Below are 14,603 nucleotides of genomic sequence, written 5' to 3'. Positions count from 1 at the left end.
GCGTCCTCGTACGGGGTGCCGTTACTCGGCGGCGAGGGCGGCCTCGGCGGCGAGGGTGACGGCGACGGCCTGGATCACGGAGGCGATCTTGAAGGCCTCCTGGATCGTCTCGCGGTCGACGCCCGCCTTGCGCAGGACCTGCTCGTGCGAGTCCAGGCACTGGCCGCAGCCGTTGATCGCGGAGACCGCGAGCGACCACAGCTCGAAGTCGACCTTCTCCACGCCCGGGTTGCCGATGACGTTCATCCGCAGGCCCGCGCGCAGCGTGCCGTACTCCGGGTCGGAGAGCAGGTGCCGGGTGCGGTAGAAGACGTTGTTCATCGCCATGATCGCCGCGGCGGACTTGGCGGCGGTGTACGCCTCCGGCGAGAGGTTCGCCTTCGCCTCGGGCTCCAGCTCGCGCAGGACGAGCGGCGAACGGGCGGCGATCGCGCAGGACAGGACGGTGCCCCACAGTTGCTGCTGCGGGAGGTCGCTGTTGCCGATGACCGAACCGAGGTTCAGCTTCAGGTCCTTGGCGAAGTCCGGTATGGCCGACTTCAGGGAGTCGAGGGACATCCGTCACTCACCGGCCAGCAGCGCGCCGGCGTCGATGGTGCTGTCACCCTTGTTCCAGTTGCACGGGCACAGCTCGTCGGTCTGCAGGGCGTCGAGGACCCGCAGGACCTCCTTGGGGTTACGGCCCACGGAACCGGCGGTCACCATCGAGAACTGGATCTCGTTGTTCGGGTCCACGATGAAGACGGCGCGCATCGGCAGGCCGTCCTCGCCGAGGATGCCCAGCTCGGTCGACAGCTCGCGCTTGATGTCGGACATCATCGGGAAGGGCAGGTCACGCAGGTCGGCGTGGTCCTTGCGCCAGGCGTGGTGCACGTACTCGGAGTCGAGGGAGAAGCCGAGGATCTGCGCGTCGCGGTCGGCGAACTCGTCGTTCAGCTTGCCGAAGGCGGCGATCTCGGTCGGGCACACGAAGGTGAAGTCCAGCGGCCACGCGAAGACGACCTTCCACTTGCCCTCGTGGGTCTTGTGGTCGATCTGCGCGAACTCGGCTCCGGCTTCGAGCGAGACACAGGCGGTCAGGTCGAAGGTGGGGAACTTGTCACCAACAGTGAGCACGCGCTCTCCTTATGCAGTGGAAAATAACCCTTTTGGGGGTTTTCCGGTGGGGTTGGACGTATCTCACATGCTGACACACCTGCATTGATTACAGAAATAGCTACTCTTGTGTCGGGTGATCGGAGGTACCTATCAGTGGCTGTCAGTAGTAGGGGAACGAAGCAACCGACGCTCGCGCAACTACGCGCCTTCGCGGCCGTCGCCGAGCACCTGCACTTCCGGGACGCCGCCGCGGCCATCGGGATGAGCCAGCCCGCGCTCTCCGGAGCCGTCTCCGCGCTGGAGGAAGCCCTCGGCGTGCAACTGCTGGAGCGCACCACCCGCAAGGTGCTGCTCTCCCCGGCGGGCGAGCGGATCGCGGCGCGGGCCCAGGTGGTCCTCGCCGCCATGGGCGGGCTGCTGGAGGAGGCCGAGGCCGTGCGGGCGCCCTTCACCGGGGTGCTGCGCCTCGGGGTGATCCCCACGGTGGCCCCGTACCTGCTGCCGACCGTGCTCGGGCTCTTCCACCGGCGCTACCCGCGGATGGACCTCCAGGTGCACGAGGAGCAGACCGCCTCGCTGCTGGAGGGGCTGGCCGGCGGACGCCTGGACCTGCTCCTCCTGGCGGTCCCGCTCGGAGTGCCCGGGGTGAGCGAACTACCCGTCTTCGACGAGGACTTCGTCCTGCTCGCCCCCCGGGAGCACGCGCTGGCCGGGCGCCGGGACATCCCGTTGGAGGAACTGCGCGGACTGCAGCTGCTGCTGCTCGACGAGGGGCACTGCCTGCGCGACCAGGCCCTCGACATCTGCCGGGAAGCGGGTCGCACGACCGGCGCGGACGTCACCACGACCGCCGCCGGGCTGTCCACCCTCGTACAACTGGTCGCCGGGGGACTGGGGGTGACGCTGTTGCCGCGCACCGCGCTGCGCCTGGAGACCGCCCGCAACGAGTACCTGTCCACCGGATACTTCGCCGAACCCGCGCCCTCCCGGCGGATCGCCCTGGCCATGCGGACCGGGACCGCCCGCCAGGAGGAGTTCAAGGCGATCGCCGCCGCGCTGCGCGAAGCCGTGCGCCCGCTCCCGGTCTGGCCCACCGACTAGGGGGAAGGTCGGGGGCCGTCCCGGGAACGGGCGTACGGGGTTCAGGAGGGCGCCGAGGTCACTCCGTACGGAGGCCGTCCGGGCGCATCAGCCGCAGCAGCGGCGGCAGGCTGAGCAGGGTCACCACGACCACCACACCCGCCCCGGCGGCCGTCATCCCGAGCACCGACGCCCAGTCGACGCGGACCGGCTGGGCGGCCATGCCCATCAGGACGGCGCCCAGCGCCACGCCGACCCCTGCCGCCAGCACCAGGCCGAGCGCGATCGGCACGGCCGTCTGCCACAGCACCGACAGGCCCAGGGTCGAGCGCTTGGTGCCGAAGGCGACCAGGGAGGACAGCAGCCGCCGGCGCTCGCGCAACTGCTCCAGCTGGGAGACGAGCAGGCTGCCGCCGATCAGGACCAGTACGGCGGTGGCGCCGAAGAACAGGCCCGTGCGGATCGAGGAGAAGCCGGCGGCCTCCTGGGTGTCCTGCAGCCGCATCGCCGTGAGGAGTGGGTCCGCCTTGAAGACGGCGTTGCGCGCCCGGTCCAGGGCGTCCGGCCCGGACTCGTCGACCTGGACGTAGATCATCGGGTTCTGGAAGTCGCCGAGTTCCTTCGGCGCGGCCGACGGGGTGACCAGCAGGCCGGTGCGCAGCTCCCCGCCGGGATCCGGTCGGCCGGCCACCGTACGGGCGGCCGCCGGGAGGGTCCACTTCACCGGAGCGGACGAGGTGCCCTCCTCGGCCCCGTACTGGCGGACGTCGCCGACGAACAGCTCGTCGCCGGGCTTCGCCGTGGCCCCGTAGATGCCCCGTGCCTCCTGGGTGGGGGCGGCGCCGGTCAGGACGAAGGCGTCTCCCTCCGCGCAGGAGTCGAGGACGGCGACCTCGCCGAGCGCGTCGCAGGTGCCGATGGTCAGCTCGATCGTCCTGTCCGTCGCGGGCACCTGGTGGGAGGCCTGCACGGAGGTCAGCGAGACGGTACGGGTGACACCCTGCTCGGCGGAGATCCGCCGGGCGAGGTCGTCCCCTCGCGCCGTCGAATCCTGGCGCACCATGACCCGGACGGCGGCCCTGGCGGGGTCCTGGCCGGTCGGCTTGACGTAGTCGCCCTCGACGCCCGCGAAGAGCATCTGCAGGGCGATGGCGCCCGCGACGGCCACGGCTATGCCGTTGACGAGGCGGGCGGCGGAGCCGCTGTTGACCTGGAGCCGGCGCACGGCCAGCTGCCAGGAGACAGGGCCGCCGGACATCGTCCCGACGAACCGTTCCAGCAGCCAGGGGAGCAGCACGGTGACCCCGACCAGCAGCAGCACCACACCGCCGCCGACCTGCCACTGGTTGAACCTGCCGTGGTCGTTCCCGCGGCCGCCCAGGGGCACGAGCAGGCCGAGCCCGATCAGCGGGAGCAGCAGCCGCCACCAGACGCGGCGCCGGGAGGGCTTGGCCGTGCGGACGACGCCCAGCGGCTCGATGACCACACCGCGCAGCGCGAACAGGGTCACGGCCACCGCCGCCGCGGGCACCGCGAGGGCGACCAGGACCGCGAGCCAGAGCGCCGGGTCGAGGTCGGCGGGGAAGACGCTGCGCTGCCGGAGGCTGACGCTGCCGACGAGGGAACGGCCGACGGCGAAGAAGCCGCTGCCCAGCACCAGCCCGACCAGCGAGCCGGCCAGCGCCTCGCCGGCCGCGATCCGGCGCACCATCCGGGCGTCGGCGCCGACCAGCCGCAGCGCCGCCAGGCGCCGATCGCGCCGGTCCCCGCCGAAACGCACGGCGGTGGCGATGAACACGGCGACGGGCATCAGCAGCGCGACGAACGTCAGGACGACCATCAGCGTGAGCACGGGGTCCAGGCCCTCGCGGTCCGCGTCGTAGCCGAAGGTGGTGACGCGCTCGACGCGGTAGTCCTCGGGGCCGCGCTTCTCCAGCGTGTCGCTGCCCAGGTAGAAGAACAGCTCGCCGGGGCCGACCAGACCGGGGTCACCGATGATCTCGCTGATCCGGGCGTCCAGCCGCTCGCGCAGCAGCGCGCCGTCGGAGGACTTCAGCATCTCGTCCAGGGCGGGGGAGACGGCCATCTCGCCCTGGCCCGGGATCCGCTTCAGACCGGGCGGCAGCGGGGCTCGGGGGCCCTCGGCCCGCAGCATGTGCCCCTCGATGTCCTTGTCGCGGTACGTCTGGTTGACGCGCGTGATCAACAGGGTGTCGGGGCCGGGGGCGTCGGCGGTCTCGGAGCTCATCGTCGAGCGTGCGTCGCCGCGTTCGTAGCGTTGGGCGAGGGCGCCGGGGATGGCGGTGCTGATCAGCAGCAGGGCGACGCCGAGACCGACGCCGACACCGGTGAACAGCGTGCGGATCCACCCTTCGCGGCCGCCGCCGAAGGCGAAGCGGGCGCCCATGCCGAGATCGCGGGTCCAGACCTGGAGTCGGCTCATACGATGCGCTCCATGTCGCGGGACCTGCCGTCGCGTACGACGATCTCGCGGTCGGAGTAGGCGGCCACGCGCGTCTCGTGCGTCACGAGCACGACGGCGGCGTTCGCCGACCGGGCGGCCTCGGTGAGCAACTGCATGACGAGTTCGCCGTTGAGGGAGTCGAGGGCTCCGGTGGGCTCGTCGGCGAAGATCACCCGGGGGCCGGTCACGAGGGCGCGGGCGACGGCCACGCGCTGCCCCTGGCCGCCGGATATCTCGCCGGGCCGCTTGGCGCCGAGGTCCTCCACCTGGAGCTGCTCCATCCACCGCAGGGCGGTGCGTTCGGCGTCCTTGCGCTTGACACCGGTCAGGCGCAGCGGGAGCGCGACGTTCTCCACGCAGGTCAACTCCGGTACGAGTTGGCCGAACTGGAAGACGAACCCGAACTCGGTGCGCCGCAGCTCGCTGCGCTCGGCGTCGCTCATCGTGGTGAGCTCGCGGCCCGCGTAGGTGATCGAGCCGGAGTCGGGCGGGACGATGCCGGCGAGGCAGTGCAACAGGGTCGACTTGCCGGAGCCGGAGGGGCCCATGACGGCGACGACCTCGCCGGCGTGGATGGAGAACTCGGCGCCGTCGAGCGCGGTGGTGGACCCGTACGCCTTGCGCAGGTCCGTGGCGGCGAGCAGCGAGCCGGCCGGGGTCATCGGCCTACCTCCTGGGCGAGCTGGCCGAGGCGGGCCGCGGTGAGCTCCAGCCACCGCAGATCCGCCTCCAGGTGGAAGAGGGCGTGGTCGCACACGAGCTGGTCGGCGATGTCCCCCTTGCGCTTGCGCTGGGTGAGGATGCGCATGAGGCGCAGGTGCTCGGCGCGCTGGGTGTCCAGCAGTTCGTCGGCGCGGCGGCCGGTGAGCAGGGCGAGGACGACCTTCGTGTAGAGGGTCGAGTGGAGGTACGGCTCGGGCTTCTCGGGCTGGGAGAGCCAGGCCTCGACGTCGGTGATGCCGGCGTCGGTGATGGCGTACCGCTTGCGGTCGGGGCCGCCGCCGCTCTCTATCCCGTCGACCTCGACGAGGCCGTTCTTCAGGAGGCGGGACATGGTCGAGTAGACCTGCCCGTAGGCGAGGGGGCGGTCGTGGCCGAACTTCTCGTCGAAGGCGCGCTTGAGGTCGTAGCCGTGGCGCGGGCCGGCCTCCAGGAGGCCGAGGAGGGTGTGACCGATGGACATGGCCGCGACTCTACACCGTGTGTATACGCGGAGTGTATAGAGGGGGGCGGGGGTGGATCGTGGGCGGATCGGGGGTCGGGCGAGGTCGGTGGCGGGGTACGCGGGGCCTCGGTCGGGGCCGGGCCCCGGGACACGGCGACGCCCGGTGGGGCCGGGTGCGCGGCCCCACCGGGCGACCTGGGTCAGTCCGTGGGCTTCGGGGGGCGTCCCCGGCGTGGGGATGGGGCCGGGGGCCGACGGGAGGCGGCCGGCCTCGGCGAGGGCCCGGCGGAGCAGGAACTCGATCTGCGCGTTGGCGCTGCGCAGTTCCTCGCCCGCCCAGCGGGCCAGCGCGTCGTACACCTGCGGGTCGAGCCGCAGCAGTACCTGCTTGCGCGCCTGCCGGCCCGCCGGTTTCTCCTCGCCGCCGGGGGTCACTGGTAGAGGGTTCCCGTGTTGACCACCGGCTGGGCGGCGCGGTCGCCGCACAGGACGACCATCAGGTTCGAGACCATGGCCGCCTTGCGCTCCGGGTCCAGGTCCACGATGTCCTGCTCCGCCAGTCGGGTCAGTGCCAGCTCGACCATGCCCACCGCGCCCTCCACGATCTGCTTGCGGGCCGCCACGACCGCGCCCGCCTGCTGGCGCTGGAGCATCGCGGAGGCGATCTCCGGAGCGTACGCGAGGTGCGTGAAGCGGGACTCGATGATGTGCACACCGGCCGCGTCGACGCGGTCGCGCAGTTCGACCGCCAGCTTCTCGGTGATCTCCTCGGCGTTGCCGCGCAGCGACAGGCCGCCTTCCTCGTGCGCGTCGTAGGGGTATTCGATGGCGATGTGCCGGACCGCCGCCTCGGTCTGGGTCTCGACGAACTCCGTGAAGTCCTCGACCTCGAAGGTGGCCCGGGCGGTGTCCTCGACCCGCCACACCACGACCGCCGCCAGCTCGATCGGGTTGCCGTAGGCGTCGTTGACCTTCAGGACGGCCGTCTCGTGGTTGCGCACCCGGGTGGAGATCTTCTCGCGAGAGGTCAGCGGGTTCACCCAGCGCAGTCCGTCGGCGCGGATGGTGCCCTTGTAGCGGCCGAACAGCTGGACCACCCGGGCCTCGCCCGGCGCCACCGTGTTCAGCCCGCTCATGGCGAACACGGAGGCGAGGCACAGGAGTACGCCGAGGGCTATCAGGGTCACCTTGGCCGCGACGGCGGCGAGCACCGCGCCGGCCACGATCAGGCCGGCGCCCGTCAGCAGACCCAGCAGTCCGAGCAGCAGGGCCAGTCCGCCGCCGACACTGCGCGCGGTGAACTCCCGTACTCCGTCTGGGGTGGCGTTTTCGTTCGTCATGGTTTGCCCCGTTTCTCAGCTCGCGGTCGATCGGACCGTCTAGCAAAGTGATATCACTTTTTTGCGCTACGGCAACCCTTCGGCTTAGGTGGGCGTCGGTTCCATTGATGTGGGTGCTGATTCTCACGTCCGAAATGACCGTAATTGGTCATGGTTGGCCAACTTTTATCACAGCCTGCGGTGTTAGCTTTCTGAGCTGACGTCGGGGGGGTAATCGAGCGGAGCGGGAGCGATGGGCCGAGCAGAAGTGCGTAAGGCGCAGCAGCAGCGCGGTGCGCGGCGTGCGCCGAGCGGACGCGCGCAGGGCACCGAGGGAAGCGGAAGTACCGGTAGACGCACGGGTATACGTCGCTTCTTCACCTGGAAGAAGATCCTGGGCACGTTCTTCGGGCTGATACTGCTCGGCATGGCCGCACTGGTCGGCCTGTACTTCTACGTCGAAGAGCCGGACCCGAACAACCAGGCGCTCCAGCAGAGCAACGTCTACAAGTACGCAGACGGCACGATCATGGCCAGCAAGGGCAAGGTCAACCGCGAGATCCTGCCGATCGACAAGATCCCGATGGACGTGCAGGAGGCGTTCATCGCGATCGAGAACAAGTCCTTCCGCAGCGACCAGGGCGTGGACTTCAAGGGACTGGCCCGTGGCCTGTGGAACACGGCCACCGGGCGCGGCAAGGCCGGTGGCTCCACGATCACCCAGCAGTACGTCAAGAACTACTACCTGACCCAGGATCAGACGGTCACCCGCAAGCTCAAGGAGCTGGTGATCTCCCTCAAGGTCGACCAGAGCAAGGAGAAGCCCGAGATCCTCGCGGGCTATCTGAACACCAGCTACTTCGGACGCGGCGCGTACGGCATCCAGGCGGCCGCCCAGGCCTATTACGGCGTCGACGCGGGCCAGTTGACGCTGGAGCAGGGCGCCTACCTCGCCACCCTCGTCCAGGCCCCCAGCCAGTACGACTGGTCGACCGCGAGCGAGGAGACCAAGAAGCGGATCACGATCCGCTACAACGCCACCTTCGTGAACATGGTCGAGAACGGCAAGCTGGACGAGGCCAAGCGCCAGACGCTGAAGTTCGTCGACCCGCTCCCGCCGCAGCCGCCGGCCGGCATGGACGGCCAGAAGGGCTACCTGGTCCAGGCGGCCGAGGCCGAGCTCAACGCCCAGGGCGTCGAGCGGAAGCTGATCGACGCCGGTGGCTGGACCTTCACGCTGAACATCGACCCGAAGAAGCAGGAAGCCCTGGAGAAGGCCGTCCAGGACGAGCTGGAGTCCAAGCTCGACCGCAAGGACACCAAGGGCAAGCCCCAGGACCAGAGCGTGCAGGCCGGTGCCACCTCCGTGGACCCGAAGACCGGCGCGATCGTCGCGATGTACGGCGGTACGAGCCTGAAGGACCACTGGTCCAGCAACGCCCTGCGCAAGGACTACCAGCCGGGCTCGACCTTCAAGCCGATCGTGCTGGCCTCCGCGCTGGAGAACGGCGCGAAGACCCAGGACGGCAAGCCGATCACGCCGAACGCGCTCTACGACGGCACCAGCAAGCGCCCGGTCGTCGGCAGCGACATCCCGTTCGCCCCGCAGAACCAGGAGGACCGCAACTTCGGCACCCCGATGATGACGGTCCAGGAGGCGACCAACTTCTCGGTCAACTCCGTCTACGCGCAGATGATCGTGGACGTCGAGCCGCGCAACGTGAAGAAGACGGCCCTGGCCCTCGGCATGAAGGACCGTGAGGGCTGGCCCGAGGACAAGCCGGCCATGTCGCTCGGCACCATGAGCGCCAACACCGTGGAGATGGCGGGCGTCTACGCCACCTTCGACAACCACGGCAAGAAGGTCACGCCGACCATCGTCAAGAAGGCCGAGCACAAGGACCGCGAGGTCGTGCCGGCCCAGCCCATCGGGTCCCAGGCCATCAGCCGCCAGACCGCCGACACCGTCACCAAGGTGCTCACGGGCGTCGTCAACGACGACGGCGGCTCCGGCAACAAGGTCCGCAGCAGCGCCTACGAGGCCGCCGGCAAGACCGGTACCACCGAGAACAACGTCTCCGGCTGGTTCTCCGGGTTCACCCCGGAGCTGGTCACCGTCGTCGCGATCTTCGGTGAGGAGCCCGTCACCGCCAAGCAGGTCACCCTGACCGGTACGGCCGGCCTGGGCCGACTCGGCGGCTCCAGCTTCCCCGCCTCGATCTGGAAGGCGTACACGCTCGCCGCCCTCAAGGGAGGCACCGCGGGCAAGTTCCAGCTGAGCGAGGCGGAGATGGGCGCCGTACAGACGCCGTCCCGCAGCACCTCGCCGACGCCGTCGCCGTCGCCGTCCTCCAGCGCCCCCGCGGCCAGCAGCAGCCCGCCGGCGTCCCCGACGCCGACCCCGACGCCCACCACGACCAAGACGTCGCCGTCGCCGACCCCGACGCCGACCCCGACGCCCACGGCGACCAAGACCAACGGTCCCAAGCCGCCGGACCCGCCGCTGCTGCCCGAGCACTAGGCAGTACCGACGTACGAAAGACCGCCGCCCCGCAGCCTTCGAAGGCTGCGGGGCGGCGGTCTTTCGTACGTCGCGCGATCAGCGCCGTTCGGGCTGCGCGGGCAGCGACAGCTCGAACCAGACGACCTTTCCGCTGCTGAGCCGTGTCGCACCCCAACGGCGGGCCATCCGGTTGACCAGGAACAGGCCGCGACCGCCCTCGTCGGTGTCCCGCGCCCGACGCTGGCGCGGCAGCTGCGGCGAGTCGTCGCCGACCTCGCAGCGCAGTACGTCCGTCCGCAGCAGGCGCAGGGTCACGGGCCGCTCCGCGTACCGCACGGCATTGGTGACCACCTCGCTGACCAGCAGCTCCAGCGAGTCGCTCAGCTCCTCCAGGCCCCACCGGGTCAGGGCGCGCCGGGCGAACCGGCGGGCCCGGCCCGGGGCGGTCTCCTCCGGGTCCAGGAACCAGTACGCGACGTCGCTGGGCGCGATCCCGTCGAACCGGGCCGCGAGCAGCGCGATGTCGTCGTCCCGGTCACCGGGGCCGAGCATGTCCAGCACGTCGTCGCAGAGCGCCTCCAGCGGCGGCGGGTGGTCCAGGCCGGTCAGCTGGGCGGTGGTCGCCAGCCGCTCGCGGAGCTGCTCGATGCCGGTCCACACGTCCCGCAGCCGCGACTCCACCAGGCCGTCGGTGTAGAGCAGCAGGGTGCCACCGGCGGGAGCGTCCAGCTCCACGGCCTCGAAATCCACGCCGCCGACGCCGATGGGGGCGCCGGGAGGCACGCGGAGCACCTCGGCGCGGCCGCCCAGGTGCAGCAGGACGGGCGGCGGGTGGCCCGCGTTGGCGATGGTGATCCGGTGCGCGACGGGATCGTAGACGGCGTACAGGCAGGTGGCCATGCGGTCGGAGCCCAGGCGCTGCGCCTGCTCGTCCAGGTGGTGCAGGACCTCGGCGGGCGGCAGGTCCAGCTGGGCGAGGGTCTGCGCGGTGGTGCGGAGCTGGCCCATGATCGCGGCGGAGGTCATGGAGTGGCCCATGACGTCGCCGACGACGAGCGCGACGCGGCTGCCGGGCAGCGGTATGGCGTCGTACCAGTCGCCGCCGACCCGTGCCGTCTCGGCGGCGGGCAGATAGCGGGAGGCGAGCCGCACCCCGGTGGGCTGCGGCAGGCTGTCGGGCAGCATGGTGCGCTGCAGCTCGTCGGCGATGTACGCCTCACGGCCGTACAGGACCGCCTTGTCGATGCCGAGCGCGGTGTGGGTGGCCAGCTGGGCGGCGACCAGCAGGTCGTTCGGCTCGAAGGCGGGCCGCTCGGGGCTGCGCAGGAAGACGGCGGCGCCGATCACCCGGCGGCGGCCGCGCAGCGGCGCGAGGACGGCCCGGTTGCCGCGCGGCAGCGGGTGGTCCTCGCCGAGCAGCTCGGGCAGCGCGGCCCGGGCGGCGACGGAGGACGCGAAGACGGGCCGTACGCCGCGCAGCACCTCGGCGAGCGCGCCGCCGGGCCGGATCTCGCACAGCTCCGCCGCGGGCAGGTCACCCTGCGGGCCGACCAGCGGCAACTGGCTGAAGTCGAGCTCGCCGGTGGCCCCCGCGGCCCCGGCGAGGTCCATCCCCGCGCCGATCGTGCTGCTCAAGTCCGTCAGGTCGTCGATCGGCCGGAGCCGATCGGTGCGTCGCAGCCTTAAAACGACCGGGCCGACGGGCCGCTCGTCGCCGACCGGGAGCGGATCGCGCAGGTACACGAGGATGGCGTCCGAGAAGGTCGGCACGGTGGCCCGGCACAGGCCCAGCACGATCTCGTCGAGGTCGATGCCGCGGGCGATCCGCCGGGTGGCGGCGCCGACGAAGCGCAGCCGGTCCCCCTCACGGCGCGCGGCGGTCGCCTCTCCGGTGACCGCGCCCGGTGTTCCGGTCCCGCCGCCACCGTGCCGGCCGGCGCCACCGGGACCGACGACCGCCCCGGCGTCACCGTGGGTCGCCCCGTCGCGCGGGCGGGCGTTGTCGTGGCCCGGGTCCTGCGGCTGTCCCTGCGCCTGCGCCTGGCCCTGGGGGCAGTCCGCGCCGGCCGGAACGTCCCCGGCCGCGGCGCCGCGGGGCCGGGGGAGACCGGCCGCCGAGCGGGCCGCACGCGTGTCGGAGGCCGCGGCGGCGCTGCCGCCCGGCTCCGCGCCCGTGCCCGGCGCATGCGTGCGTACGGCCTCGGTGGCGGCGATGGGCGCCTTGCCGTGGCCGGCCTCGTCCGTACCTCCGCCGGAGGCGACGGGCTGCGGGCCCTCCTGGGAGGTGGGGTACTCCGTCACGCGTGGATTTCCGTCCGTTTGCGCTCGATGTGCGCTGCACTCAACTCGGTCAGTCGCGGTATACCCGCTCAGCGGCCCGGGCACCATCACCCCGAGGTTCCTGCCCCAAACTTCTCTCCCGACCTCCGGTCGGGAGGTGCCCCTGACGGACCCCCGCCCCCTCGCCGTCTCTCGTCGTGCGTTTGACTTCCGGTCACATCCCTTGTGATGAGGGACACTTGCACAAGGATGCGGCGACCGCACCGTTCCGCGCGCGTGATCTCTCGGAGGACGATCCTACGTTTGCACCCTGGGGGCGCATCAAGGGTCTCATGAGGTCATATGCGCCGGGGTGCCGTCCCAGTCGTGCGGAAGCGCCGGAATCGTCCAGGCCGGATCCGGCCGCCAGTCCTCCCAGCCGCCGGAGAACGGGACGCCCCACTCCTCGATCACCTCGACGGCCGCGCGACCGGCCTCCCGTACCCGATCGGCCTGCTCACGGTCCATCAGGCCGCACCGCTGCGCCTGTGCGAACTCGTCCTCGTCCAGCCACTTCCAACTGCGGTCCGGGTGGACGGCGATGTCCAGGAAGTGGTCCACGGAGTCCACTCCGCCGGCCCAGCGCGAACGCGGCTCCTCCAGGTTCACGTACCAGTTCTTGAACTCCCAGCCGTGACCCCAGAACAGCCACACCGACCAGGGGTCCCCGGGCCGGGCCAGTTTCAGGACACCGGCGCCGAACCAGCGCGACCGTACGGTGGTCCGCGGCGCCGTGTAGCGGGTGGCGAGCGGTTCCTCGTGGACGGAGGTGCCGTCGGCGAGCACCGGCTTGACGCATTCGGTGCCGGGGGCCATCCACACCGCCAGCAGCTCGTCCGTGTCCTGGACGACGGTCACCGGGCGGCAGATGTGGACCGGGCCCTTCAGCCCCGGGGCGTGGTCGCGGTAGCGCCACAGGATCTGCTCCCCGGGCGCCCAGCGCGGGCCCTGCGCGGGGCTCCGCGGCGCGCTCCGCGCCGCGGAGGTCCCGGGCTTGAAAGTACCTGTCATGCGCAGATCTTAGGGCGGGGGTCGCCGCGCCCGCTGCGGCGCAGGTCACCGGCGGGTTCGGTGAGGAGAATCGACCGGATCCGACCCCCGCCCGAGGGGATGGTGGGACGGTCAGGGATGCGTCATGCGCAGCACGTCGAGGGCCTCGTCGAGCTGTTCCAGGGTCAGGGCGCCGCGCTCCACGTAACCGGACTCCAGGACCACCTCCCTGATCGTCCTGCGCTCGGCGAGGGACCGCTTGGCGACCTTGGCGGCCTCCTCGTAACCGATGTAACGGTTGAGCGGGGTGACCACGGAGGGCGAGGACTCGGCGTATTCCCTGGCCCGCGCTTCGTTCGCGGTGATTCCGTCGATCGTGCGGTCGGCCAGCAGGCGGCTCGCGCTGCCGAGCAGCCGGATCGATTCGAGGAGGTTCCTGGCCATCACGGGGAGCATCACATTGAGCTCGAAGTTGCCGGCCGCGCCCGCCACGGCGACGGTCGCGTCGTTCCCCATGACCTGAGCGGCGACCATCAGGACGGCCTCGGGGACCACCGGATTGACCTTCCCGGGCATGATGGAGGAGCCCGGCTGAAGATCCGGCAGATTGATTTCGGCCAAACCGGTGCGCGGTCCCGAAGCCATCCAGCGAAGGTCGTTGGAGATCTTGGTGAGGGACACGGCGACCGTGCGCAGCATTCCGGAGGTTTCCACGAGGGCGTCCCGGGCCCCCTGTGCCTCGAAGTGGTCGCGGGCCTCGGTCAGCGGCAGTCCGGTCGCGTCGGCGACCTCGGCGATCACCGCGGCGGAGAACCCGGGCGGGGTGTTGATTCCGGTGCCCACCGCGGTCCCGCCCAGCGGCAACTCGGCCAGCCGCGGCAGGGCCGCCCGTAGGCGCTCGACGCCGTAGCGGATCTGGGCGGCGTACCCGCCGAACTCCTGGCCGAGGGTGACCGGGGTGGCGTCCATCAGGTGGGTGCGCCCGGCCTTGACGACCTGCGCGAACTCGGCGGCCTTGAGCTCCAGGGCCGCCGCCAGGTGTTCCAGGGCCGGGATCAGCTCGCCGGTCACGGCGGCGGTCGCGGCGATGTGGATGGACGACGGGAACACGTCGTTGGAGCTCTGCGAGGCGTTGACGTGGTCGTTGGGGTGCACCTCACGGCCCAGGCGCTCGGTGGCGAGGGTGGCGATCACCTCGTTGGTGTTCATGTTGGACGAGGTGCCCGAGCCGGTCTGGAAGACGTCCACGGGGAAGTGGTCGTCCCAGCGGCCGTCCGCGACCTCGGCGGCGGCGGAGCGGATGGCGTCGGCGACGTCCTGGTCCACCACGCCGAGCTTCGCGTTCACCACCGCGGCGGCGGCCTTGATCCGGGCGAGTGCCTCGATGTGGGCGCGCTCCAACCGCTGTCCGGAGATGGGGAAGTTCTCCACCGCGCGCTGGGTCTGGGCGCGCCATTTGGCGTGCCGTGGCACCCGTACGTCGCCCATGGAGTCGTGCTCGATCCGGAACGTCTCGGCCTGCTGGTCATCCGTCATGTTCATGGCCTCCTCAAAAAGTTGAGCAATTGTCTTGTTCGGAGTGTTCCCAACTCCCCTACCGGCCAGTAAATACCGGGGGTAACACCCAGATCCGGGGAGGCGTTCCATGGCACGTGTCCGTACGAG

The 14,603-nt window shown here is 71.1% G+C and carries 11 protein-coding genes; 2 read left to right on the top strand and 9 right to left on the bottom strand.

Annotated features, from left to right (window positions below; genetic code table 11):
- Positions 1-21 precede the first annotated feature (21 nt).
- Positions 22-558: an alkyl hydroperoxide reductase gene (locus ACWG52_RS14085; RefSeq protein WP_453128845.1), complete on the bottom strand. Its 537-nt coding sequence runs from the start codon at positions 556-558 to the stop codon at positions 22-24.
- Between the two features lie 3 nt (positions 559-561).
- Positions 562-1,116: a peroxiredoxin gene (locus ACWG52_RS14080; RefSeq protein WP_030712101.1), complete on the bottom strand. Its 555-nt coding sequence runs from the start codon at positions 1,114-1,116 to the stop codon at positions 562-564.
- A gap of 135 nt (positions 1,117-1,251) precedes the next feature.
- Between ACWG52_RS14080 and ACWG52_RS14075 the strand changes: the two genes are divergently transcribed.
- Entirely contained in the window at positions 1,252-2,199 is a 948-nt protein-coding gene (locus ACWG52_RS14075; protein WP_389807438.1) for a hydrogen peroxide-inducible genes activator, read from the top strand.
- A gap of 58 nt (positions 2,200-2,257) precedes the next feature.
- On the opposite strand, the gene ACWG52_RS14070 is transcribed toward ACWG52_RS14075, so the two are convergent.
- The 4 genes from ACWG52_RS14070 to ACWG52_RS14055 all read right to left on the bottom strand — a co-directional run bounded on the left by ACWG52_RS14070 (position 2,258) and on the right by ACWG52_RS14055 (position 7,147).
- Positions 2,258-4,621 carry an ABC transporter permease gene (locus ACWG52_RS14070; RefSeq protein ID WP_453128842.1) on the bottom strand — a complete coding sequence of 788 codons (2,364 nt, stop codon included), beginning with the start codon at positions 4,619-4,621 and terminating at the stop codon, positions 2,258-2,260.
- Positions 4,618-5,304, bottom strand: coding sequence for an ABC transporter ATP-binding protein (locus ACWG52_RS14065; RefSeq protein WP_375945495.1), 687 nt, complete (start codon positions 5,302-5,304; stop codon positions 4,618-4,620). Before ACWG52_RS14065 ends, ACWG52_RS14070 begins: the two co-directional genes overlap by 4 nt.
- The gene (locus ACWG52_RS14060) at positions 5,301-5,825 is read right to left on the bottom strand and encodes a PadR family transcriptional regulator (RefSeq protein WP_389807434.1); all 525 of its coding nucleotides are present in this window, start codon (positions 5,823-5,825) and stop codon (positions 5,301-5,303) included. The genes ACWG52_RS14065 and ACWG52_RS14060 overlap by 4 nt, the downstream gene beginning before the upstream one ends.
- A gap of 413 nt (positions 5,826-6,238) precedes the next feature.
- Positions 6,239-7,147 (bottom strand): SPFH domain-containing protein, encoded by a 909-nt coding sequence (locus ACWG52_RS14055; protein ID WP_389807431.1) that lies wholly within the window; start codon positions 7,145-7,147, stop codon positions 6,239-6,241.
- Between the two features lie 232 nt (positions 7,148-7,379).
- Here ACWG52_RS14055 and ACWG52_RS14050 point away from each other — a divergent pair, with 232 nt between their 5' ends.
- Entirely contained in the window at positions 7,380-9,647 is a 2,268-nt protein-coding gene (locus ACWG52_RS14050) for a transglycosylase domain-containing protein (RefSeq protein ID WP_389807429.1), read from the top strand.
- Positions 9,648-9,725: 78 nt separating this feature from the next.
- Here the strand turns inward: ACWG52_RS14050 and ACWG52_RS14045 are convergent, their stop codons facing one another.
- The 3 genes from ACWG52_RS14045 to ACWG52_RS14035 all read right to left on the bottom strand — a co-directional run bounded on the left by ACWG52_RS14045 (position 9,726) and on the right by ACWG52_RS14035 (position 14,474).
- Positions 9,726-11,930 (bottom strand): SpoIIE family protein phosphatase, encoded by a 2,205-nt coding sequence (locus ACWG52_RS14045; protein ID WP_389807427.1) that lies wholly within the window; start codon positions 11,928-11,930, stop codon positions 9,726-9,728.
- Positions 11,931-12,239: 309 nt separating this feature from the next.
- Positions 12,240-12,959: a cytidylyl-2-hydroxypropylphosphonate hydrolase gene (fomD, locus tag ACWG52_RS14040; protein ID WP_389807426.1), complete on the bottom strand. Its 720-nt coding sequence runs from the start codon at positions 12,957-12,959 to the stop codon at positions 12,240-12,242.
- Positions 12,960-13,070: 111 nt separating this feature from the next.
- On the bottom strand, positions 13,071-14,474 hold the full coding sequence (locus ACWG52_RS14035) for a class II fumarate hydratase (RefSeq protein ID WP_389807424.1): 1,404 nt from the start codon (positions 14,472-14,474) through the stop codon (positions 13,071-13,073).
- Between the last annotated feature and the right edge of the window lie 129 nt (positions 14,475-14,603).

This window comes from Streptomyces sp. CLCI03 (assembly GCF_053615355.1).
This window is presented reverse-complemented; position numbering and strand designations above follow the sequence as displayed.

What these genes read in the sequence shown, in the direction of transcription:
- ACWG52_RS14085 (WP_453128845.1), bottom strand. Translation starts at nt 558, where the DNA reads ATGTCCCTCGACTCCCTGAAGTCGGCCATACCGGACTTCGCCAAGGAC.
- ACWG52_RS14070 (WP_453128842.1), bottom strand. Translation starts at nt 4,621, where the DNA reads ATGAGCCGACTCCAGGTCTGGACCCGCGATCTCGGCATGGGCGCCCGC.
- ACWG52_RS14065 (WP_375945495.1), bottom strand. Translation starts at nt 5,304, where the DNA reads ATGACCCCGGCCGGCTCGCTGCTCGCCGCCACGGACCTGCGCAAGGCG.
- ACWG52_RS14060 (WP_389807434.1), bottom strand. Translation starts at nt 5,825, where the DNA reads ATGTCCATCGGTCACACCCTCCTCGGCCTCCTGGAGGCCGGCCCGCGC.
- ACWG52_RS14055 (WP_389807431.1), bottom strand. Translation starts at nt 7,147, where the DNA reads ATGACGAACGAAAACGCCACCCCAGACGGAGTACGGGAGTTCACCGCG.
- ACWG52_RS14050 (WP_389807429.1), top strand. Translation starts at nt 7,380, where the DNA reads ATGGGCCGAGCAGAAGTGCGTAAGGCGCAGCAGCAGCGCGGTGCGCGG.
- fomD (WP_389807426.1), bottom strand. Translation starts at nt 12,959, where the DNA reads ATGACAGGTACTTTCAAGCCCGGGACCTCCGCGGCGCGGAGCGCGCCG.
- ACWG52_RS14035 (WP_389807424.1), bottom strand. Translation starts at nt 14,474, where the DNA reads ATGACGGATGACCAGCAGGCCGAGACGTTCCGGATCGAGCACGACTCC.